This window comes from Actinomadura napierensis, from assembly GCF_039529375.1.
GTDB lineage: Bacteria > Actinomycetota > Actinomycetes > Streptosporangiales > Streptosporangiaceae > Spirillospora > Spirillospora napierensis.
In genome coordinates this window covers 1-21,002 of the sequence record NZ_BAAAMR010000039.1, presented here as the reverse complement: position 1 = coordinate 21,002, position 21,002 = coordinate 1, and the positions used below count along the sequence as shown (strand labels likewise).

Sequence of the window (21,002 nt, the reverse complement as noted above, 5' to 3'; positions counted from 1 at the left end):
GGCATCACGCTGAGTGACCGTGTTCGGGGGGCCGAGCGGCCGGGTGCGCCCGTTGTCCCCCGCCGTCCTCTGTGGGGGACGGCGTGATCCGCACGGCATCGGAGTGTCATCCTGGGTGCGGGAGGCGTTCTCATGCGAAAGCACCTGATCGTCCTTGTCGCGTTGTTCCTCGCGGGCTGTTCCTCGTCTCCGGCGAAGGACACCGGCGGTGCCCGGACCCCGCCGCCGCTGCCGTCCGGCGGCACCGCGGCGCCCGGGACGCCCCGGGTTCTGGCCACCGGGTTGAAGATCCCCTGGGCGATGGCGTTCCTACCCAATGGTGATGCGATTGTCACCGAACGTGACTCGGCGCGGCTGCTGCGCGTCACGCCGTCCGGCGGGGTCACGCCCATCGGCACCGTTCCCGGCGTCTCGCCCGCGGGCGAGGGCGGGCTGCTCGGCGTCGCCGTCTCCCCCGGCTACGCCCGCGACCACCAGGTCTTCGTGTACTACACCGCCTCCCGCGACAACCGCGTCGCCCGCATCGGCTACGACGGCGGGCTCGGCAGACCGCAGCCGATCGTCACCGGCATCCCCAAGGGCGAGATCCACAACGGCGGACGCCTCGCCTTCGGCCCCGACCGGATGCTGTACATCACCACCGGCGAGACCGGCGAGGGCGAACCCGCCCAGGACAAGGGCTCCCTCGCCGGCAAGATCCTGCGCGTCACCCCCGACGGGAAGCCCGCACCCGGCAACCCCTTCGGCACCCGCGTCTGGACCTACGGGCACCGCAACGTCCAGGGCCTCGCCTGGGACCCGAAGGGCCGCCTGTACGCCACCGAGTTCGGCCAGGACCGCTTCGACGAGATCAACCTCATCCAGAAGGGCCGCGACTACGGCTGGCCCGCCGTCGAGGGCTTCGGGAACCGCAAGGGCTTCACCAACCCCCTGCTGACCTGGAAGACGTCCGAGGCGTCCCCGTCCGGGCTCGCCTACGCGAACGGCTCGCTGTGGGCCGCCGCGCTACGCGGCGAGCGCCTCTGGCAGGTCCCGCTGTCCGCCGGCGGCAAGGCCGGCCGTCCCATCGCCCGCCTCACCGGCGACTACGGCCGGCTGCGCGCCGCCGTCCGCGCCCCCGACGGCTCCCTCTGGCTCACCACCAGCAACCGCGACGGCCGCGGCACCCCCGCCGAATCCGACGACCGCATCATCACCGTCCCGCTCCGCTAGTCCCACCAGAACGACCAGCGCGGGCGGTCCACCAGCCCGGCGGCGTACTCGTCCATGTCGCCCACGCCCTGCCAGATGTTGTCGGGGCAGAACGCCTCGTGCTCGGCGGCCACCGCGCGGGCGTGCTCGATCGTCCGCGGCGGCGCGGCCACCGACAGCCCGAGGTCGGCGAAGCCGACCATGACCACCCGCGCCCCGAACCGCTCCTCCCACGACCGCACCACCGCCGATATCTCCGCCGTCCCGGAGTGATTGACCGGCCCGGACCACCTCATCGCCGTCAACGCGTCCGCGCCGCGCGCGGCGGGCACGAGCCCGAGCAGGAACTCGGTGTCCTCCGCGCCCAGCTCGGCGGACACCCGCGCGCACTCGTCCGCCTCCCGCACCCCGTCGCCGGGCGCGGCGAGCCCGGGCCACGGACCGAGCGCGGCCTCCTCGTCCTCGGACTCGGCCCCGTCCCGGTGACCGAGCAGCACCGCCTCGACGTCGAGCGCGTCGATGTCGGCCACCGAATCCTCGTTGTACAACTCTCCGTCGTGCCACGGCCGCGCCGGCTCGCCGTTCAGGGTGTCGAGCAGCAGCGGGTACAGCCCCGTCTTCGCCCGCTCGTCGTACAACCGGCACCACAGCCCGCCCAAACCGGCGTGCGGCTCGTCGGAGACCCACAGGACCACCGCGTCCTCGGGGCCCTCTTCGGGCGCGACCAACCGCCCGGGCGGCAACCCCGCCGGCAGCGCGGGAAACGCACTCTCCACCATGCCCGGCAACCTACCGAGCCCCTACGACACCGCTCAGAACTCTCCACGACGAGTTCCACGCGGCCTACTCGAAGGCGTACCTGATTTCCTGGCGGCCTGTTTCAGCGGGGCGCCGGGATTCCGCCGTCCCGCGGGTTTCCGCGGGACGGCGGGCCGGTCAGGAGGCGGCGAGCTTTTCGAGGATGAGCTCGCGGGCGCGGCCGGCGTCGGCCTGGCCGCGGGTGGCCTTCATCACGGCGCCGACGAGGGCGCCGGCGGCGGCGACCTTGCCGGCGCGGATCTTGTCGGCGACGGCGGCGTTGTCGGCGATGACCTGGTCGATGATCGAGGCCAGCTCGCCCTCGTCGCTGACGACCTTCAGGCCGCGGGCGGCGACGACCTCGTCCGGGCCGCCCTCGCCGGCGAGGACGCCCTCGAACACCTGCCGGGCCAGCTTGTCGTTCAGCTCCCCGGCGGTCACCATCGCCTGGACGCGCGCGACCTGCTCCGGCGTGATCGGCAGCTCGGCCAGCTCCACGCCCTGCTCGGTCGCGCGGCGCGACAGCTCGTTCATCCACCACTTGCGGGCCGCGCCGGCGTCGGTGCCCGCCGCGATCGTGGCCTCGATGAGCTCGACGGCGCCGGCGTTGACGACGTCCCGCAGCTCCAGGTCCGACAGGCCCCACTCGCCCTGGACGCGGCGGCGGCGCGCCGCGGGCAGCTCCGGCAGGGACGCGCGCAGCTCCTCCACCCACTCCCGGGACGGCGCCATCGGCACCAGGTCGGGCTCGGGGAAGTAGCGGTAGTCCTGCGCCTCCTCCTTGCTGCGCCCGCTGGTGCTGCGGCCGGTCTCCTCGCTGAAGTGGCGGGTCTCCTGGATCACCCGCTCACCCGCGTCCAGCACGCCCGCCTGCCGCTCGATCTCCGAGCGGACGGCGCGCTCCACCGAACGCAGCGAGTTGACGTTCTTGGTCTCGGTGCGGGTGCCCCACTCCGACGCGCCGCGCGGCATCAGCGACACGTTCACGTCGCAGCGCATGGAGCCCTCCTCCATGCGGACGTCCGAAACCCCGAGGGACCGCACCAGCTCGCGCAGTTCGGTCGCGTAGGCGCGGGCCACCAGCGGGGCCTTGTCGCCGGTCGCGGGGATCGGCCTGGTGACGATCTCCACCAGCGGGATGCCGGCCCGGTTGTAGTCGACCAGCGAGTGGTCGGCGCCGTGGATGCGGCCCGTGCTGCCGCCGACGTGCAGCGACTTGCCGGTGTCCTCCTCCATGTGGACGCGCTCGATCTCGATCCGGTACGTGTCGCCCTCGACCTCGACCTCCAGGTGGCCGTCGATGCACAGCGGCTCGTCGTACTGGGAGATCTGGAAGTCCTTCGGCATGTCCGGATAGAAGTAGTTCTTCCGGGCGAACCGGCACCACTCGACGATGGTGCAGTTCAGCGCCAGGCCGATCTTGATGATGCCCTCGATCGCGGCGTGGTTCGTCACCGGCAGCGACCCGGGCAGGCCCAGGCAGACCGGGCACACCTGCGTGTTCGGGTCCGCGCCGAACGCCGTCGGGCAGCCGCAGAACATCTTCGACGCGGTGCCGAGCTCGATGTGCGTCTCCAGGCCGAGGACGGGCTCGTACTTCGCGAGCGCCTCGTCGTACGGCATGAGTGTCGGGGTGCTCACTTCGCCTCCGCCAGTTCGGGGGCCTTGGCCAGCAGCGGGCCGCCCCAGCGCTCTTCGAGGGCCCGCTCGACGGCGGCGCCCACCCGGTAGACGCGGTCGTCGCCGAGGACGGGCGCCATGATCTGCAGGCCCACCGGCAGGCCGTCGGCCAGGCCGCACGGCACCGAGATCGCGGCGTTGCCGGTGAGGTTCGCCGGGATCGTGCACAGGTCGGCGAGGTACATCGCCATCGGGTCGTCGGCGCGCTCGCCGATCGGGAACGCGGTGGTCGGCGTGGTCGGCGAGACCAGCACGTCCACCTGCTCGAACGCGGCGTCGAAGTCGCGCGTGACCAGCGTGCGGACCTGCTGCGCCTTGCCGTAGTAGGCGTCGTAGTAGCCGGACGACAGCGCGTAGGTGCCGAGCATGATCCGCCGCTTGACCTCGGGCCCGAAGCCCTCCGCGCGGGTCAGCGCCATGACCTCCTCGGCGCTGCGGGCGCCGTCGTCGCCGACGCGCAGCCCGTACCGCATCGCGTCGAAGCGGGCCAGGTTCGAGGAGGCCTCCGACGGCGCGATCAGGTAGTAGGCGGGCAGCGCGTAGGCGAAGTGCGGGCAGGACACCTCGACGACCTTCGCGCCGAGCGACTCCAGCAGCTCGACGGCCTCGGTGAAGCGGGCCGACACGCCGGGCTCGTAGCCGTCGCCGCCGAACTCCTTGACGACGCCGATCCGCAGGCCGTCCACGTCGCCGCTGCGCGCGGCCTCGACGACGGACGGGACGGGCCGGTCGATCGAGGTCGAGTCCATGACGTCGTGGCCACTGAACGCCTCGTGCAGCAGCGCCGCGTCCAGCACGTTGCGGGCGAACGGGCCCGGCGTGTCCAGCGACGACGCGAACGCGATGATCCCGTACCGGGACGAGCCGCCATAGGTCGGCTTCGTCCCGACGATGCCGGTGACGGCGGCGGGCTGCCGGATCGAGCCGCCGGTGTCGGTGCCGGTGGACAGCGGCGCCTCGTACGCCGCGACCGCCGCCGCCGACCCGCCGGACGACCCGCCCGGGATGCGCGTCAGGTCCCACGGGTTGTGCGTGGTCCCGAACGCGCTGTTCTCCGTGGACGAGCCCATCGCGAACTCGTCCATGTTCGTCTTGCCGAGGATCACCAGGCCGGCCTCGCGCAGCCGCTTGGTCACCGTCGCGTCGTACGGCGGCCGCCAGCCCTCGAGGATCTTCGACCCGGCCGTGGTCGGCATGTCCGTGGTGGTGAACACGTCCTTGTGCGCGATGGGGACGCCGGCCAGCGGGCCGAGCTCCTCCCCCGCCGCGCGCCGCTCGTCCACCTTCCGCGCCTGCGCGAGCGTCGTCTCCGCGTCGACGTGCAGGAACGCGTTGACCTGCCCGTCGACGGCGGCGATCCGGTCCAGGTGCGCCTGCGCGACCTCGACCGCCGACACCTCGCCGGCCGCCAGCAGCTCCCCGAGCTCCGCGGCCCTCCTGCGGAACAGCTCGCCCATCACGCCTCCTCGTCCAGGATCCTCGGTACGCGGAAGCGCTGCTGCTCGCTGGCCGGGGCGCAGGCGAGCGCCTGCTCCGGCGTCAGGCACGGCCGCACCTCGTCGGGCCGGTACACGTTGGTCAGCGGCAGCGCGTGCGAGGTGGGCGGGATGTCCTCCGCGGCGACCTCCTGCACCCGCGCGACCGCGGAAATGATCTGGTCGAGCTGGGCGGCGAGATGGTCGAGCTCGTCGTCGCCGAGCGCCAGCCGGGACAGCCGGGCGAGGTGCGACACCTCGTCACGGGTGATGGCGGACATGATGAACAACCGTTCCTGCGGTGAGATTGGGTTACCCGCCATCCTATTGGCCGCACCCGCGCCGCCCGAACGGTTTACCCCCGCGCCGCCCGCCGCGCCGTTTCAGATCCTCACGCGGGGAACGCTCCCCACGTCCACCCCGGGACGACGAGAGGAGCCCGCCGTGACCATCGGCGGCAGCATCGCCCTGATCATCATCGGCGCGATCCTGGCCTACGCGGTCAACTACCAGTTCAGCGGCGTCGACATCCGGCTGGTCGGCGTGATCCTGATGATCGGCGGCCTGATCGGGCTGGTCGTCGGGATCGTCCGGATCGCCTCCGCGCGCCGCACCGTCGCACGCCGTCCTCCGCCCGCCGTGCGCGAAGAGCACTACTACGAGGACGACCCCTACGAGACCCGCCGCCGCTACTGAGGGCTTCTACGCAGCGGGTTCGGGGGCCCGCTGGACGTTGCGGCGGAGCCAGTCGGTGGCGGTGTCGGCGTCCATCGGGCGGCCGAAGTGCCAGCCCTGGGCGGCGTCGCAGCCCATCTCGCGGAGCATCCGCGCGGTCTGCGGGTCCTCGACGCCCTCGGCGACCGAGCGCAGGCCGAGGGTGCGGACGAGGTCGACGATCGAGCGGACGATCACCGCGTCGTCGGTGGATTCGGTGAGCCGCCCGACGAACGAGGAGTCGATCTTGATCTCCTCGACCGGGAGGCGCTTGAGCCGGACGAGCGAGGAGTAGCCGGTGCCGAAGTCGTCCAGGCTGAGCGGGATGCCGAGCTCGGCGAGCTTCGCGACGGTGTCGGAGGCGTAGGCGGGCTCGTTCATCAGGATCCGCTCGGTGATCTCCAGCTGGAGCGCGGCGGCGGGCAGGCCGCGCGCGAGCAGGCCCTCCTCGATGGTCTCGGTGAGGCCGGTGTCGAGCAGGTCGCGCCCGGAGGCGTTCACCGCGACCTGGACGGCGAGGTCCTCGCGCCACCACGCGGCGGTCTGGGCGAGGGCGGCCTCGACGACGTGGTGGGTGATCGAGCGCATCAGGTAGGTCTGCTCGGCGATCGAGAGGAACGCCCGCGGTTCGAGCAGGCCCTTGTCGGGGTGCCGCCAGCGCAGCAGGGCCTCCATGCCGACGAGCTGGCCGTCCCGCAGCGACACCTTCGGCTGGTAGAACAGCTCCAGCTCGGAGCGGTCGATGGCGCGGCGCAGGTCGCCGAGCATGGTGAGCCGCTCCGGGGAGTTGCGGTCGCGTGCGGGCGAGTAGACCTCGACGCCGGTGCGGCCCTCCTTGGCGTTGTACATCGCCACGTCGGCGCGCTGGAGGAGCAGCTCGAAGTCGGGGGCGTGGTCGGGGAACAGCGCGATCCCGACGCTGGCCTCCAGGTCGAACGACATGCCGTCGAGCCGGACGGGCTCGCCGAGCGCGGCGCGCAGCCGGGCGGCGACCTCGCGGGCGGCGGCCTCGTCGCGCACGGACGGCAGCAGCACCGCGAACTCGTCGCCGCCGAGCCGGGCGACGAGGTCGCCGGGGCGGACGCTGTGGGTGAGCCGGTGCGCGACCAACTGCAGCAGCCGGTCGCCGGTGGGGTGCCCGAGGGTGTCGTTGACCTCCTTGAACCGGTCGAGGTCGAGCAGGAACAGCCCGGCGCGCTGGTCGCGCTCCTCGGTGGCGGCGCGCCGCCGCGACGGCTTGATCGACGCCGCGCCGCGCCGGAGGGCCGCGCTGCGCTTCTCCGCGCCGCGCGCCTCAGCGAGCGCTTCCTCGGTCCGGACGATCAGCAGCTTGCGGTTGGGCAGGCCGGTGAGGCCGTCGTGCAGGGCCTGGTGCTCGCGCCGGACGGCGACGGAGGCGTTCATGTAGACGGCGATGAACGGCAGCAGGATCAGCGGGACGAACAGCGCGGAGCGGTCCATCGCGATGACCATCATCGGGGCCAGGCCGAGCAGCGCCAGGTGCACCAGCACCTGGTAGGCCAGGTCCCAGCGCAGCGCCTTGACCAGGGAGACCCGCTCGTGCAGCGCGACGGCCGAGCCGACGAGGGTGTCGTTGCAGACGAAGTAGACGGCGCCGGCGAGCGCGATGGCGGGCAGGTCGGCGCCGTCGGGGACCCAGGTGCCGGACGGGGTGGCGAGGTCGCCGAAGAGGGCGAGGACGAGCTGGGCGGCGCCGAGGCTGAGGGTGTACTGGGCGGCGTTGAAGGCGATGCGGTGCGGGGTGCGGCCGCGGAAGACCCCGCAGGTGACCACGGCGATCGCCTGGAGCGCGGCGGCGACGGGCAGCCCGGCGTACAGCAGCGCGGCGAAGGCGAACGTGGTGGAGGTGGTGGCGCCGTTGTTCTCGGTGGAGCCGGGGGTGATGATCGGGCGCAGCTCGCCGAAGACGATGAAGCAGCCGAGGATCCAGAAGACCGGACTGCCGGCGAGCGCGTCCAGGTCGGCGGCCGTGAGCCCGGCGAACGCGGCGGCGCAGGCGGTGACGCCGAGCAGGATGACGACGACGAAGTAGATCCACAACGGGGAGCCGCGGCGCGGGGCCGTGTTCCGCGTGTTGTTCGGGTCCTTCATCACATCCTCGGGGGGTTCGGGGGGCCGTCCCCCGGCACCGGACGTGCCGGACCTCGGGGGACTCCTCCCGGGTGGTGCGTCCGGAGATTCAGGTGGGTCGTGATGTCAGGGAGAGTACGGCCTTTGCTCAACTTCGCGAAACCGATTGCGTACGTTCCGTTATGCCCTTTCCGTACCGGCCCCTCACCTGTCGGTAGCTGAAGTGTACCCCTGAGTAACGCGACACTGGTGAGGGGGCGCTTAACCACGCCCGGTCATGCCTCCGCGCGCAAAGTTACATTTTTGGCCGCTTCTGGCCCGTCGGCGAGGAGGACCCGGAACCCCTCCTCCTCCAGGACCGGTACGCCGAGTTTGACGGCTTTGTCGTACTTGGACCCCGGGCTGTCGCCCACCACCACGAAGCCCGTTTTCTTCGACACCGACCCGGACACCTTCCCGCCGAGCCGCTGCACCGCCTCCGTCGCCGAGTCCCGGCTGAACCCCTCCAGCGACCCGGTGATCACCACCGTCACGCCCTCCAGCGGGCGCGGGCCCGCCGCGCCCTCGTCCTCCATCCGGACGCCCGCGGCCCGCCACTTGTCCACGATCTCGCGGTGCCAGTCGACCTCGAACCACCGCTTGATCGACGCCGCGATCGTCGGGCCGACGCCGTCCACCGCCGCCAGCTCCTCCTCCGTGGCGTTCGCGATCGCGTCCATCGACCGCATCTCGCGGGCGAGGTCGCGCGCGGCGGACGGCCCGACGTGCCGGATCGACAGCGCCACCAGCACCCGCCACAGCGGCTGCCCCTTGGCCTTCTCCAGCTCCTGGAAGAGGATCTCGACCGTCTTCTTCGGCTCGCCCTCCTTGTTGGCGAAGAACGACACCACCTTGGGCTCGCCGGTCTTCGGGTCGGTCTTCGTCGTCCCGGTCCGCTGGTCGAGGACGTGGCTGCGGATCGGCAGCAGCTGCTCGACCGTCAGGTGGAACAGGTCGCCCTCGTTCTTCACCGGCGGGTCGCTCGGCTCCAGCGGCTGCGTCAGCGCCGTCGCCGCCACGTACCCGAGCGCCTCGATGTCGAGCGCGTTCCGGCCGGCCACGAAGAACAGCCGCTCGCGCAGCTGCCCCGGGCAGTACTGCGCGTTCGGGCAGCGGATGTCGGCGTCGCCCTCCTTCTCGTACGCCAGCTCCGTCCCGCATTCCGGGCAGTGCGCCGGCATCTCGAACTCGCGCTCCGAGCCGTCCCGCAGCCCGGTCACCGGCGCGACGATCTCCGGGATCACGTCGCCGGCCTTCCGCAGCACGACCGTGTCGCCGATCAGAACGCCCTTGCGCTTGACCTCGCCCGCGTTGTGCAGCGTCGCCCGCTCGACCGTGGACCCGGCGACCTTGATCGGCTCCATCACGCCGTACGGGGTGACCCGCCCGGTCCGCCCGACGCCGACCTTGATGTCGAGGAGCTGGGTGTTGACCTCCTCCGGCGGGTACTTCCACGCGATCGCCCAGCGCGGCGCCCGGCTCGTCGACCCGAGCCGCCGCTGCAGCGAGAACTGGTCGACCTTCACCACCACGCCGTCGATCTCGTACGCCGGGTCGTGCCGGTTCTCGCCGTAGAAGTCGATGTACTCGCGGACGGCGTCCAGCCCGCCGACGACCTTGTACCGGTCGCTGACCGGCAGCCCCCACCCGCGCATGATCTCGTACGCCCCGGACTGGCTCTCCGGCCGCGTGCCGCCCTCCCACGCGCCGAACCCGTGCACGAGCATGCTCAGCGGCCGGTGCGCCGTGACGCGCGGGTCCTTCTGCCGCAGCGAGCCCGCCGCCGCGTTGCGCGGGTTGGCGAACGGCTCCTTGCCAGCCTCCACCTGCACCGCGTTGACCTGGTCGAACCCCTCGACGGGCAGGAAGACCTCGCCGCGCACCTCCAGCACGTCGGGCCAGCCCTCGCCGGCCAGCCGGTCCGGCAGCGCGCCGATCGTGCGGACGTTGTTGGTGACGTCCTCGCCGGTCCGGCCGTCGCCGCGGGTCACCCCCCGCACCAGCCGGCCCTTCTCGTAGGTCACCGCGATGGCCAGGCCGTCGATCTTCAGCTCGCACAGGTAGCCGGCGACCTCGCCGACCTCCTTGACCACCCGCTCGTCCCACGCCAGCAACTCGTCGGCGCTCATCGCGTTGTCGAGGCTCTGCATCCGCTCCAGATGCTCGACGGTCGCGAAGTCCGTCGTGATCGGCGCTCCGACCCGCTGCGTCGGCGACTTCGGCGTGACCAGCTCCGGGTGGTCGGCCTCCAGCGACTGGAGCTCGCGCATCATCCGGTCGTACTCGGCGTCGGTGACCGTCGGCTGGTCGAGCACGTAGTAGCGGTAGTTGGCCTCGTCGATCCGCGCGCTCAGCTCCAGGTGCCGCTGAGCCGCCTCCGTCGGAACGCCCTCGCTGGTGGTCATGGGCCTATTCTCGCCGCTACCACCGACAATATGACGCCCGGCACGCCTGCTTACACAGCACCTTACTCGGCGGCTTACTCGGCGGCTTCGTGCAGCATCCGGGCCGTGTCGCGGCACCGTTTCAGGGCCGCGCGGACGTAGCGCGGCGACGCTCCCGCCATCCCGCACGCCGGTGTGATCACCACCTGCTCCGCGAGGCGCGCGGGCGGGAAGCCGAACCGGCGCCACAGCTCCTTCACCGGTGCCGCGGTCGCCTGGAGGGACGGCAGCGCGGCGTCCGTTCCGGGCACCGCGCCGAGGAACAGGCCGACGCCCGCGTCGATCGTCTCGCCCACCGCGTCGTCGTCGCGGCGCGGCACGAGGCTCAGATCGACCGAGATCGCCTTCGCGCCCGCCGAGCGGAGCAGGCCGTACGGGACGTTCCGGGCGCAGCAGTGCACGACCGGGAACGCGTCCGCCGCGTCGATCACCTGCCGCAGCGCGTCCTCGGCGACGGGCGCCTCGACGGCCCGCAGCCGCGAGAACCCGCTGGCGGTCGGGACCGTCCCGGCGAGCGCGGCGGGCAGGCCCGGCTCGTCCAGCTGCAGGATGATCTGCGCGGCCGGGAGCCGCCGCCGGACGTCCGCGACGTGCGCGGCGACGCCCTCGGCGAGCGACGCGACCAGGTCGCGGACGGCGCCCGGGTCCTTCAGCGCCCGGTCGCCGTGCCGCAGCTCGATCGTCGCCGCGAGGGTCCACGGCCCGCACACCTGGATCTTGAACGGGCCGTCGTGGCCGCCCGCGACCTCCTCCAGGACGTCCAGGTCCCGGGCGAGGTGGTCGAGGGAGCGCAGCGTGTCGCGGCCCGGCCGGTCGGAGAACCGCCAGCCGGAGGGCTCCACCCGCACCGGCATCTCCACCAGCAGCCCGGCCGTCCGGCCGGTCAGGTCGGCGCCCGGCCCGCGCGCGGGCAGCTCCGGCAGATGCGGCAGCTCCGGCAGTTCGCCCAGGACGATCCGCAGCGCCTCGACCGGGTCGTCCCCCGGATAGGACCCGACCCCGGTCGCCGTCCCCGCCTGCCACGGAAAGTCGTTCGTCACGAACCGAACCCTACCGACGAAACGATCAGAGCAGTCCCGCCAGCCGGTCGAGGCGCCGCAGCGTGTCGTCCTCGGGCTCGGTCGGCAGGTTGAACAGGACCTCGTCGACGCCGGCGCCCTCCAGCCCCTCGATCACCTCGGGCTTCGGCGGGACGGCGAACAGCGTCACCGGGACGCGGCGGCCGGCCCGCTCCCGCAGCTCGGCGATCTGCGCCGCCAGCGCGTCGGTGCCCCGCCCGAAGATCGGCATCCAGCCGTCGCCGAACTCGATCACCCGGTCGAACGTCGTCGGCCCCGACCCGCCGACCAGCACGGGCGGGTGCGGGTCCTGCACCGGCTTCGGGTAGGAGAACACCGGGTCGAAGTCGACGAACTCCCCGTGGAACTCCGCCTGCTCCTGCGTCCACAGCTCCTTCACCGCCAGCACCCGCTCGCGCAGCAGCCGCATCCGGGTCTTCGGCTCGGTGCCGTGGTTGCGCATCTCCTCCCGGTTCCAGCCGGCTCCGACGCCCAGCACGGCCCGCCCGCCGGAAACCAGGTCGAGCGAGGCGACCTCGTTGGCCAGCACGATCGGGTCGCGCTGGACGATCAGCGCGATGCCCGTGCCGACCCGCAGCCGCTCGGTCGCCGCCGCGGCGGCGGTCAGCGTCACGAACGGGTCGAGCGTCCGGTAGTAGTGCCGGGGCAGCTCGTCCCCGCCCGGCCACGGCGACTCCCGCTTCACCGGGATGTGCGTGTGCTCGGCCACGAACAGCGACCCGAACCCGCGCTCCTCCAGGCCCCGCCCCAGCGCGGCCGGCCCGATCCCGTCATCCGTCACGAACGTCGAAACACCGAACTTCACAGCACCCTCCAAGCGCAGATCACCGACGACCCTAACCCCACCGCAGGCCGCCGGCTCGCGGCGAGTCGTCATGGCGGCACGAACGGCGCGCGCTCATGACCCGGACCCGCGTCGGCGCGGGTCAGGCGGGAACGCGGGCGGTCTCGGCGATCGTGGTGGACGCGAGGACGCGGTCGCCCGCGTACAGAACGGCGGCCTGGCCGGTCGCGACCCCGCGCGCGGGGGTGGCGAGGCTGATGCGCAGGGCGTCGCCGTCCGGCTCGGCGGTGCAGGCGTACACCTCGCCGTGCGCGCGGAGCTGGACGTGGCAGGCGAACGGCCCGCCCGGCGCCTCGCCCAGCCACACCGGACGCTCGCCGACGATCTCGTGGACGTCCAGCGCCTCCCGCGGGCCCACGGTGACGGTGTTGGTGACCGGCGAGATGTCCAGCACGTAGCGGGGCTGGCCGTCCGCCGCGGGGACGCCGAGCCGCAGGCCCTTGCGCTGCCCGATCGTGTAGGCGTACGCGCCCTCGTGGTCGCCGACGCGCGTCCCGTCGGCGTCGACGATCGGCCCCGGCGCCGAGCCGAGCCGCTCGGCGAGGAACCCGCGGGTGTCGCCGTCGGCGATGAAGCAGATGTCGTGGCTGTCGGGCTTGTCCGCCACCTGGAGGCCCCGCCGCTCCGCCTCCCGCCGGATGTCGGCCTTGGTGGTGTCGCCGAGCGGGAACATCGCGTGCGCGAGCTGCTCGGGCGTGCAGACCGCCAGCACGTACGACTGGTCCTTGCCCTCGTCCACGCCGCGGCGCAGGACGCCGCCGTCCAGCCGCGCGTAGTGCCCGGTGCAGACCGCGTCGAAGCCGAGCGCCATCGCCCGGTCCAGCAGCGCCGCGAACTTGATCTTCTCGTTGCAGCGCAGGCACGGGTTGGGGGTGCGGCCCGCCGCGTACTCGCTGACGAAGTCCTCCACCACGTCCTGGTGGAAGCGCTCGGCGAGGTCCCACACGTAGAACGGGATGCCGATCACGTCGGCGGCGCGGCGCGCGTCCCGGGAGTCCTCCAGGGTGCAGCAGCCGCGCGCCCCCGTCCGGTACGACTGGGGGTTGCTGGACAGGGCCATGTGGACGCCGGTGACGTCGTGCCCCGCCTCGGCGGCGCGGGCCGCGGCCACCGCGGAGTCGACGCCGCCCGACATGGCGGCGAGTACGCGCAAAGTCATAGTGCCTCCGAGGGTACGCGGCGTCACAGGGTCGGCTGTTGTCAATTCCGCGTACGATGAGGCGGGTTATGGGAATCTTCCGCCGCCCTCGCGAGTCCTCCGCCGAGACACCGCCCGCGATCAGCGAGTTCTGGGATTGGTGGGCGCAGGCCCGCCCGACGATCGAGGCGTCGCTGGCCGCCTCCGGAGCCGAGCCGGAGGAGTCCGGCGGGCCGGTGCCCGGGGAGGGGCTGTCGGCGGAGGCGATCGAGGAGCTGTCCCGCCGCGTCCACAAGATCCACGCGGACCTGCAGTGGGAGATCGGCGGCGCCGACCGCACGCCGTCGCTGACCGTCACCGGCGCCGGCGACCCCGAGCTGCGCGGGCTGGCCGAGCGCTGGTTCCGGGCCGCGCCGACCGGTGCCGCGGCCGGCGGCTGGACGTTCCACCCCTCCCGCCAGGCAGACCTGGAGATGCTCTCGCAGGACCTCGTGCTCGGCGACCACGAGTTCGACCTCGAGTACGTCCGGCTCGGCATGCGCGCCGACACCGACCGGGCCCGGGTGCACATCACCGCCTACCACCCCGACTTCCTGTTCGTGTCGGAGGAGCAGCAGGTCGCGGTGGCCCTGCACGTCCTGGACTGGGCGCTCGGCGAGGACGACGTGGCCCGCTGGATCGGCGACGTCGGGATCGCGACCGAGACGCCGATCGACTCGCTGCCGCCCTCGATGCTGTCCGCGGTCGTGGAGCAGGTCGCCGAGCCGTTCGGCGAGCCCGCCTGGCTGACCGGCGAGGGCCGCACCCCCCGCGGGCACCCCGCCCGGCTGGGCGCCCGGTTCCCGCTGCACCGGCAGGACTACCCGCTGTGCGACCTGCACGTGGCGATCACCGTGCCGTACGCCAACAGCAACCCCGACCGGCTGCCCGTCGAGCCGTCGGCGGGGGCGCTGCGCGCGTTCGAGAAGAAGCTCACCAAGCTCGGCGACCGCGCGGTCCTCGCGGTCCGCGAGACCGGCGACGGCCTGCGGGTCTTCCACCTGTACGCCGACCCGGACTCCGGCGTGATCGGCGAGCTCGACCAGCTCGCCGCCGGCTGGAGCGAGGGCAAGGCCAAGGTCGCCTCCACCGCCGACCCCGGCTGGAAGGCCCTCGCGCCCTACCAGCCGTGAGCCGCCTCTAGCGGATCTGGGGCAGCAGCCGGCGGGCGCCGCGGCGGCCGCTCCGGCCTCGCGAGCCGTCCCGGACGGCCTCGACCTTCCGCCAGCGCGCCTCGCAGAAGGAGTAGGCGCCGAAGACCAGCAGCCCGGCGGCGACGACGACCAGCAGCCACGGTCCCGCCGGGGTGCCGGCGAACTGGCGCAGCGTCCCGTCCAGCCCCTTGGCCTTGCCGGGGTCGAAGGTGACGGCCGCGTAGGCGAGGAAGACGCCGACGCCGCCGAAGACGATCCCGCGGGACGCGCGGCCGACCACGCCGAGCGTCTTGACGACGCGGCGGACCTGCGGGCCCATCCGGGCGGTGTTGAGGCGTTCGAGGAACTTGCGCCGGACGGCGCCGACGACGCTCCCGATGCCCCAGGCGAGGAAGCCGATGCCGACCGCCAGAACGAGCCAGCGACCGCCGGGGTGCTCCATCGCCCGGGCCGTGTAGGTCTTGGACTGCTCGTTGCTGGAGTTCCCGCCCTGCCCGAGCACGAAGTTCAGCACGGTGACGAAACCGGCGGTGTAGAACACGCCGCGGCCGAAGGACGCCAGCCGCTTGGTCGCCTTCCGGCCGTCCGCGACGGGCTGCCCGAAGGCCGCTTCGGAGAAGCGCCAGAGGGCGAGCCCGGCGAACCCGGCGGCCAGCAGCCACAGCATCACGGTGCCGCCCGGCTTGCCGGCGACCGTCTGCAGCGCCCCCTGCTTGTCGGCCTCCTCGCCGCCCTCGCCCAAGCCGATCTGGACTGCGAGCCAGCCGATCAGCAGGTACAGGACGCCCCGCGCCACCAGGCCGGACCGGCAGAAGATGTGGAACGCCGAGTGTCCGGCCACTCGGCGTCCGGCGCGCCGGACGCCGCCGTCGGCGACATTCGTGGTCATTCTCCGTGTCCTTCCCGTCGGGAACGGCAGAGCTGTGCCCGGTAGCGGATTGGTCAAACTCCGGCAAAGTGCAGCTCAGGCGTCGGCGGGCCGGTCTTCCTGCTGTTCGACGGCCTCGACCTTGCGCCACCGGACCTCGCAGAAGCAGTAGAGCCCGAAGGTCACGAGGCCCAGGGCGATCACGGCCATGCCCCAGCCGCCGGCCGGCGTGGCGGCGAACTCGTGGAGCGCGCCGTCCAGCCCCTGGGCCCGGTCCGGAGCGTAGGAGATCGCCGCGTACGCCAGGAAGCTCCCGACGGCGCCGCCGATCAGTCCGCGCGCGACGTTGCCGATCGTCCCGAGGGGCTGGACGATCCAGTGCGCCACGGTCCCCATCGCGTCCGTGTCCAGCTCGTCGCGGAAGGCGCGGCGCCCCGCGTTGACGAGCGTGACGATCCCCCAGACGACGAAGCCCACGCCGACGGCGAGGACCGCCCACCGCCCGCCGGGCTCGGCCATGGCGCGGGCCGACAGCGCGCGCGACTGCTGGTCGCCCGACGCGTGGTCCTGCCCGAAGAGGAAGCCGACGGTGCCGGCGCACCCGACGGCGTAGGTGAGCCCGCGGAAGGCGGCCGGCAGCCGCATCCGCTTGCGCCGCCCCTTGGGGAGGGGTCTCCCGTACAGCGCCTCGGCGAACTGCCACAGGGCCAGCCCGGCGAACCCCGCGGCGAGCAGGCAGAGCACCGCCCAGCCGCCCGGTCGGTCCGCGATCGTGCGCAGCGCGCCCTGCCTGTCGGCCTCCTCGCCTCCGTGCCCCATCGCGATCAGCAGGGCCAGCCAGCCGATCAGCAGGTAGAGGACGCCTCGCGCGGCGAGGCCCGCACGGGAGAGGTGGTGGAACCAGGGGTGTCCGGCCGTACGCCGCCCGATCTCACGCGCCGCGTCCTTCGCCGTCATCGCCGCCTTCCTTGAACGGAACCCCCGTCCCCGTTCAAGAACCGGCCAAACCCGCGCGCCGAGCGGTGCAGGAAGGCCGCCTCGGCGGCCCGCCGTCAGGAGAGGCCGGCGCGGCGGGCGCGTTCGACGACGGGGCCGATCGCGTCGGCGAGCGCCTTGACGTCGGCCTCGGCGGAGGTGTGGCCGAGGGTGAAGCGCAGGGAACCGCGGGCGCGTTCGGGGCCGGCGTCCATCGCCGTCAGGACGTGGCTCGGCTGGGACACGCCGGCCGAGCACGCCGACCCGGTGGAGCAGGCGATGCCGCGGGCGTCGAGGAGCATGAGCAGGGCGTCGCCCTCGCAGCCGGGGAAGGAGAAGTGCGCGTTGCCGGGGAGCCGGTCGTCGGGGTCCCCGTTGAGGATCGCGTCGGGGACGGCGGCGCGGACGGCCTCGATGAGCTGGTCGCGCAGGTCGGTGAGGCGGTCGGCCTCGGCGTCGCGGCGGGCGACGGACGCCTGGACGGCGGCGGCGAACCCGGCGATCGCGGGGGTGTCGAGCGTCCCGGACCGGACGTCGCGCTCCTGGCCGCCGCCGTGCAGAAGCGGCACCGGGTCGAGGAAGAGCGGCTCCTTCGGCTTGGCGAGCAGGAGCGCGCCGACGCCGATGGGGCCGCCGAGCTTGTGGCCGGTGATGGTGAGGGCCTGCGCGCCGCTCGCCGCGAACCGGACGGGCAGGTGGCCGGCGGCCTGGACGGCGTCGGTGTGCAGCGGGACGCCGTGATCGCGGGCGACGGCGGCCAGTTCCGGCACCGGCTGGACGGTGCCGACCTCGTTGTTGGCCCACATCACGGTGGTGAGCGCCACGTCGTCGCCGGTGCCGAGGGCCTCGCGGAGCGCGTCGGGGCGGACGCGGCCGAGGCCGTCGACCGGGATCCATTCGACGGTGGCGCCCTCGTGGTCGCCGAGCCAGGTGACGGCGTCGAGGACGGCGTGGTGCTCGACGGCGCCGGCGAGCACCCGGACGCGGGACGGGTCGGCGGCGCGCCGGGCCCAGTAGAGGCCCTTGACGGCGAGGTTGTCGGCCTCCGTGCCGCCGGAGGTGAAGACGACCTCGCTCGGCCGGGCGTCGAACGCCTCGGCGATGATCTCGCGGGACTCCTCGACGACGCGGCGGGCCCGCCGGCCGGCCGCGTGCAACGAGGAGGGGTTGCCGAGCTCGCGCAGCTCGGCGGTCATCGCCTCGATGGCCTCGGGCAGCATCGGGGTCGTCGCCGCATGGTCGAGGTAGGTCACCACGCGCCCAACAGTATCCGCGCGGCCCCTGTTCCTCGCCGCCGACCGGGCGGCGGCGAGGAACAGGGCGGGGAGGGGCGGGTGCGGGCGCGGTGAGCTGGGAATGGCCGGGAGGCGGCCGTGGTTGGCGTGTGTACCGTCCGGCCGGTACAGTGGAGTGGTCATGAAACGAGAAGCCCTCCTGGACGCCGCGGAGTCCGTGCTGTTCGAGCACGGCACGCAGGCGCTGACGCTCGCCGCGGTCGCCGACCGCGCCGGGGTCAGCAAGGGCGGGCTGCTCTACCACTTCCCCACCAAGGAAGCCCTGGTCAAGGCGATGGTGGCGCGGGTCATCGAGGAGTTCGACGGCCTGATCGCCTCCTACGACGACGGCACGCCGGGCTCCTACACCCGGGCCTACGTCGAGGCCACGTTCCAGATCCTCGGCGGAGAGGCCCGCGCGTACCGACGATGGTCGGCCATCACGGCCGCGGCGGCGGATCCGGAGCAGGCCGAGCCGCTGAACGAGGCGATGCGGCGCTGGCACGGCCGCGATCCCGCCGACGACCCGGACCCGGGCGCCGCGCAGGTCGTCCGGCTGGCGGCCGAGGGCCTGTGGGAAGTGGTGAGCCACGCGCCCGAGCTGTACGACGGGGAGCAGCTCGAGGCACTGAAACGGCGGCTGCTGGCGCTGCTGTCGTAGCGCGCCGGCGACACCGGCCGCCCACCCGGCACCATCCGAGACGCCCTGCACCATCCGAGACGCTCCCGGCCCCTTCCCGGTCTGGAGCGTTCCATGACGTCCGGGTCCCCGTCACAGACGAACCACCGCGCACCTGCGTGCGCACGCGCCGCATGCGCGACGAGCCGAGAAAGAGGTGAACCATGCTGTTCCGCGCCCGTTCGGGGACGTTCCTGACCTTCGCTCTGGCGGGCCTGCTCACCGGAGTGTGGGTGGCCCGGATGCCGGCGCTGGCCGGAAAGTTCGGGACGAACGAGGGCGAGATCGGCATCGTCGTCCTCGTCTGGGGACTCGGCGCGATCGTCGCGATGCAGGTCCTGCGCGGCGTCATGGCGCGGGCCGGCAGCCGCAACGTGCTGCGGGTCGCGCTGCCGCTGACCGCGCTGTCCTACGCCGGCGTCGCGCTCGCCCCCACCTACGGGATGCTGCTCGGCACCGTCGCGCTGTTCGGCATGACCTTCGGGATCACCGACATCGCGATGAACGCCCAGGGCAGCGTGGTGGAGCAGGCGTACCGCCGGTCGATCATGAGCGGGATGCACGCCGGCTGGTGCGTCGGCGCGATGAGCGGCGGACTGTACGGCGTCGCGACCGCGGCGGCCGGGCTCGGGTTCACCACCACCGTGCTGATCGCCGCGCTCGCCGCGGTGCCGCTCGGCCTGCTGCTCGGCCGCACCTACCTGCCCGACACCTACCCGATCGACATCGGCGCCGTCCCCGAGGCGCCCGCCGCGTCCGGGACGGGGCGGGCCGCCCGCCGGCTGCCGCCCGCCGTCTACCTGATCGGCGTGCTGGCGTTCATCGCGTTCATGACCGAGGGGTCGATCGCGGACTGGAGCGGGCTGCTGCTGCACGACGAGCTGCACGCCACGCAGGCGCTCGCGGCGCTCGGCTACCCGATGTTCGAGCTGGCGATGCTGTTCGGCCGGCTGGTGGGCGACCGGGTCCGGATGCGGCTCGGCACCCGCCGGCTGCTGACCGGCGCCGGGATCGGGACCGCGCTCGGCATGACGGCCGTGGTGCTGGCGCCGTCCGCGCCCGTCGCGATCGCCGGGTTCTTCGTGACCGGGCTGGTGGTCTGCACGGTCGTCCCGACGACGATCTCGCTGGCGGGCACCGCCGCGCCGGGGCGCCCGGCCGCCGCGGTCGCGCAGGTCGGCGCGATGGGCTACGGCGGGCTGCTGCTCGGCCCGGTCGTGGTCGGCTTCCTGTCGGACGCGACGTCGCTGCGGGTCGGCGTCGGCGTGGTGGTCGTGCTGGCGCTGCTGATCGCCGCCGGGGCCCGGTTCGTCCCGCTGCGGACGTCCTCCGACATCTCGGCGCACTCCCCGGAGGCGCCGGTCGCCGCCGCGGAGATGCCGGGCGGCCCGTCCCACGACGACCCGAACGGCACGCGTCCCGAGCCCATCGCGGCCTGACCCGGGCCCGCCGCAGCTCCGCCGCCGCCCCCATCAGGGCGGCGGCGGAGCGCGGTCCCGCCGCCGCACCCCTGACGTGCGGCGGTCCGTCCGGTGTATAACGCCCTTTGGATCTACGAACGGGGCGGTGCATGGGCGGCTGGCGAGTGCCGGGCTACAGCGAGTTGCGGGTGCTCGGGGAGGGCGCGCAGGGCCGTGTGGTGCTGGCCAGGCACGACGGCACCGGCCGTCCCGCCGCGATCAAGTACCTCGCCGGGCCGCTCGCCGGCGACGCGGAGTTCCGGGAGCGGTTCCGCGGTGAGGCGGACCTGCTGCGGCGGCTGCACAACCCGTTCGTCGCCCGCCTGTACGGGCTGGTCGAGACGCCCGACGGCGCCGCGATCGTCATGGAGGCGGTGGACGGGGCGCCGCTGAAGGCCGTCCTGGCGGAACGCGGCCCGCTGGAACCCGAGGCCGCGCTGACCGTGCTGAAGGGCTCGCTGCTGGGCTTGGCCGCCGCGCACGACCTGGGCATCGTCCACCGCGACTACAAGCCCGCCAACGTGATCGTGCGCGCCGACGGACTCAGCAAGCTCATCGACTTCGGGATCGCGGCCGAGGCCGGGGAGGCCGGCCGGTCGGGCACGCCGGTCTACATGGCGCCCGAGCAGTGGCGCGGCGAACCCGCCTCCCCCGCCACCGACGTGTACGCCGCCACATGCGTGTTCTACGAATGCGTGACCGGACGGCGTCCCTACACCGCGGAAGACCAGGCCGGGCTAATGGGCCGGCACCTGACCGCGCCCATCCCGGTCCAGGACGTCCCCGAGCCGCTGCGGCCGCTGATGGAACGCGGCCTGGCGAAGAGCGCCTGGGACCGCCCGCTGGGCGCCGCCGCCTTCGTGACCGAGCTGGAGTCCGCCGCGTCCGGCGCCTATGGCGCCGACTGGGAGACCATGGGCGTCCGCACCCTGGCCGGTGCTGCGGCGGCGCTATCCATACTGTTCCCGCTCACGGCGCTCGGCCTCGGTTCGAGCGGCATCGGAGCCGGCGCGGCGGCAGGCGGCGCGGGCGCGGGCGGCGCGGGGGCGGGCGGTGCTCT

At 73.4% G+C, this 21,002-nt stretch carries 18 protein-coding genes; 6 read left to right on the top strand and 12 right to left on the bottom strand.

Annotation, left to right across the window (positions count from 1 at the left end; translation table 11 throughout):
- The first annotated feature begins 132 nt into the window (after positions 1-132).
- Positions 133-1,212 (top strand): PQQ-dependent sugar dehydrogenase, encoded by a 1,080-nt coding sequence (locus tag ABD296_RS22130; RefSeq protein WP_344270121.1) that lies wholly within the window; start codon positions 133-135, stop codon positions 1,210-1,212.
- Here the strand turns inward: ABD296_RS22130 and ABD296_RS22125 are convergent.
- The 4 genes from ABD296_RS22125 to gatC all read right to left on the bottom strand — a co-directional run bounded on the left by ABD296_RS22125 (position 1,209) and on the right by gatC (position 5,425).
- Complete coding sequence (locus tag ABD296_RS22125; protein WP_344270119.1) at positions 1,209-1,970, bottom strand: DUF4253 domain-containing protein; 762 nt, start codon at positions 1,968-1,970, stop codon at positions 1,209-1,211. The genes ABD296_RS22130 and ABD296_RS22125 overlap by 4 nt on opposite strands.
- A 157-nt stretch (positions 1,971-2,127) precedes the next feature.
- The gene (gene gatB, locus ABD296_RS22120) at positions 2,128-3,612 is read right to left on the bottom strand and encodes an Asp-tRNA(Asn)/Glu-tRNA(Gln) amidotransferase subunit GatB (protein ID WP_344270243.1); all 1,485 of its coding nucleotides are present in this window, start codon (positions 3,610-3,612) and stop codon (positions 2,128-2,130) included.
- Positions 3,613-3,626: 14 nt separating this feature from the next.
- Positions 3,627-5,126: an Asp-tRNA(Asn)/Glu-tRNA(Gln) amidotransferase subunit GatA gene (gene gatA, locus ABD296_RS22115; protein WP_344270117.1), complete on the bottom strand. Its 1,500-nt coding sequence runs from the start codon at positions 5,124-5,126 to the stop codon at positions 3,627-3,629.
- Positions 5,126-5,425: an Asp-tRNA(Asn)/Glu-tRNA(Gln) amidotransferase subunit GatC gene (gatC, locus tag ABD296_RS22110; RefSeq protein ID WP_173099435.1), complete on the bottom strand. Its 300-nt coding sequence runs from the start codon at positions 5,423-5,425 to the stop codon at positions 5,126-5,128. Before gatC ends, gatA begins: the two co-directional genes overlap by 1 nt.
- A 163-nt stretch (positions 5,426-5,588) precedes the next feature.
- Between gatC and ABD296_RS22105 the strand changes: the two genes are divergently transcribed.
- Positions 5,589-5,840 (top strand): DUF6458 family protein, encoded by a 252-nt coding sequence (locus ABD296_RS22105; protein ID WP_344270113.1) that lies wholly within the window; start codon positions 5,589-5,591, stop codon positions 5,838-5,840.
- A gap of 6 nt (positions 5,841-5,846) precedes the next feature.
- Here the strand turns inward: ABD296_RS22105 and ABD296_RS22100 are convergent, their stop codons facing one another.
- The 5 genes from ABD296_RS22100 to mnmA form a co-directional block, all read right to left on the bottom strand.
- On the bottom strand, positions 5,847-7,970 hold the full coding sequence (locus ABD296_RS22100; RefSeq protein ID WP_344270111.1) for a putative bifunctional diguanylate cyclase/phosphodiesterase: 2,124 nt from the start codon (positions 7,968-7,970) through the stop codon (positions 5,847-5,849).
- 254 nt (positions 7,971-8,224) lie between these two features.
- Complete coding sequence (gene ligA, locus ABD296_RS22095; RefSeq protein ID WP_344270109.1) at positions 8,225-10,393, bottom strand: NAD-dependent DNA ligase LigA; 2,169 nt, start codon at positions 10,391-10,393, stop codon at positions 8,225-8,227.
- A gap of 74 nt (positions 10,394-10,467) precedes the next feature.
- Positions 10,468-11,472: a methionine synthase gene (locus ABD296_RS22090; protein WP_344270107.1), complete on the bottom strand. Its 1,005-nt coding sequence runs from the start codon at positions 11,470-11,472 to the stop codon at positions 10,468-10,470.
- 25 nt (positions 11,473-11,497) lie between these two features.
- A complete protein-coding gene (locus ABD296_RS22085) occupies positions 11,498-12,316 on the bottom strand; it encodes an LLM class F420-dependent oxidoreductase (protein ID WP_344270105.1) in 819 nt (272 codons plus the stop codon).
- Positions 12,317-12,437: 121 nt separating this feature from the next.
- Complete coding sequence (gene mnmA, locus ABD296_RS22080; protein WP_344270103.1) at positions 12,438-13,514, bottom strand: tRNA 2-thiouridine(34) synthase MnmA; 1,077 nt, start codon at positions 13,512-13,514, stop codon at positions 12,438-12,440.
- Positions 13,515-13,582: 68 nt separating this feature from the next.
- On the opposite strand from mnmA, the gene ABD296_RS22075 reads away from it, so the two are divergent.
- Entirely contained in the window at positions 13,583-14,665 is a 1,083-nt protein-coding gene (locus ABD296_RS22075; RefSeq protein ID WP_344270101.1) for a DUF695 domain-containing protein, read from the top strand.
- A 7-nt stretch (positions 14,666-14,672) separates the two neighbouring features.
- Here ABD296_RS22075 and ABD296_RS22070 read toward each other — a convergent pair whose 3' ends face one another.
- The 3 genes from ABD296_RS22070 to ABD296_RS22060 all read right to left on the bottom strand — a co-directional run bounded on the left by ABD296_RS22070 (position 14,673) and on the right by ABD296_RS22060 (position 17,782).
- Complete coding sequence (locus ABD296_RS22070; RefSeq protein ID WP_344270099.1) at positions 14,673-15,575, bottom strand: DUF1206 domain-containing protein; 903 nt, start codon at positions 15,573-15,575, stop codon at positions 14,673-14,675.
- Between the two features lie 75 nt (positions 15,576-15,650).
- Positions 15,651-16,511: a DUF1206 domain-containing protein gene (locus ABD296_RS22065; RefSeq protein ID WP_344270097.1), complete on the bottom strand. Its 861-nt coding sequence runs from the start codon at positions 16,509-16,511 to the stop codon at positions 15,651-15,653.
- 95 nt (positions 16,512-16,606) lie between these two features.
- A complete protein-coding gene (locus tag ABD296_RS22060; RefSeq protein WP_344270240.1) occupies positions 16,607-17,782 on the bottom strand; it encodes a cysteine desulfurase family protein in 1,176 nt (391 codons plus the stop codon).
- A gap of 163 nt (positions 17,783-17,945) precedes the next feature.
- Between ABD296_RS22060 and ABD296_RS22055 the strand changes: the two genes are divergently transcribed.
- From ABD296_RS22055 to ABD296_RS22045, 3 genes are all read left to right on the top strand, one after another.
- Entirely contained in the window at positions 17,946-18,464 is a 519-nt protein-coding gene (locus tag ABD296_RS22055; RefSeq protein ID WP_344270095.1) for a TetR/AcrR family transcriptional regulator, read from the top strand.
- 182 nt (positions 18,465-18,646) lie between these two features.
- Positions 18,647-19,921 carry an MFS transporter gene (locus ABD296_RS22050; RefSeq protein WP_344270093.1) on the top strand — a complete coding sequence of 425 codons (1,275 nt, stop codon included), beginning with the start codon at positions 18,647-18,649 and terminating at the stop codon, positions 19,919-19,921.
- A gap of 131 nt (positions 19,922-20,052) precedes the next feature.
- The coding region (locus tag ABD296_RS22045; protein ID WP_344270091.1) for a serine/threonine-protein kinase at positions 20,053-21,002 on the top strand (950 nt) is incomplete at its 3' end.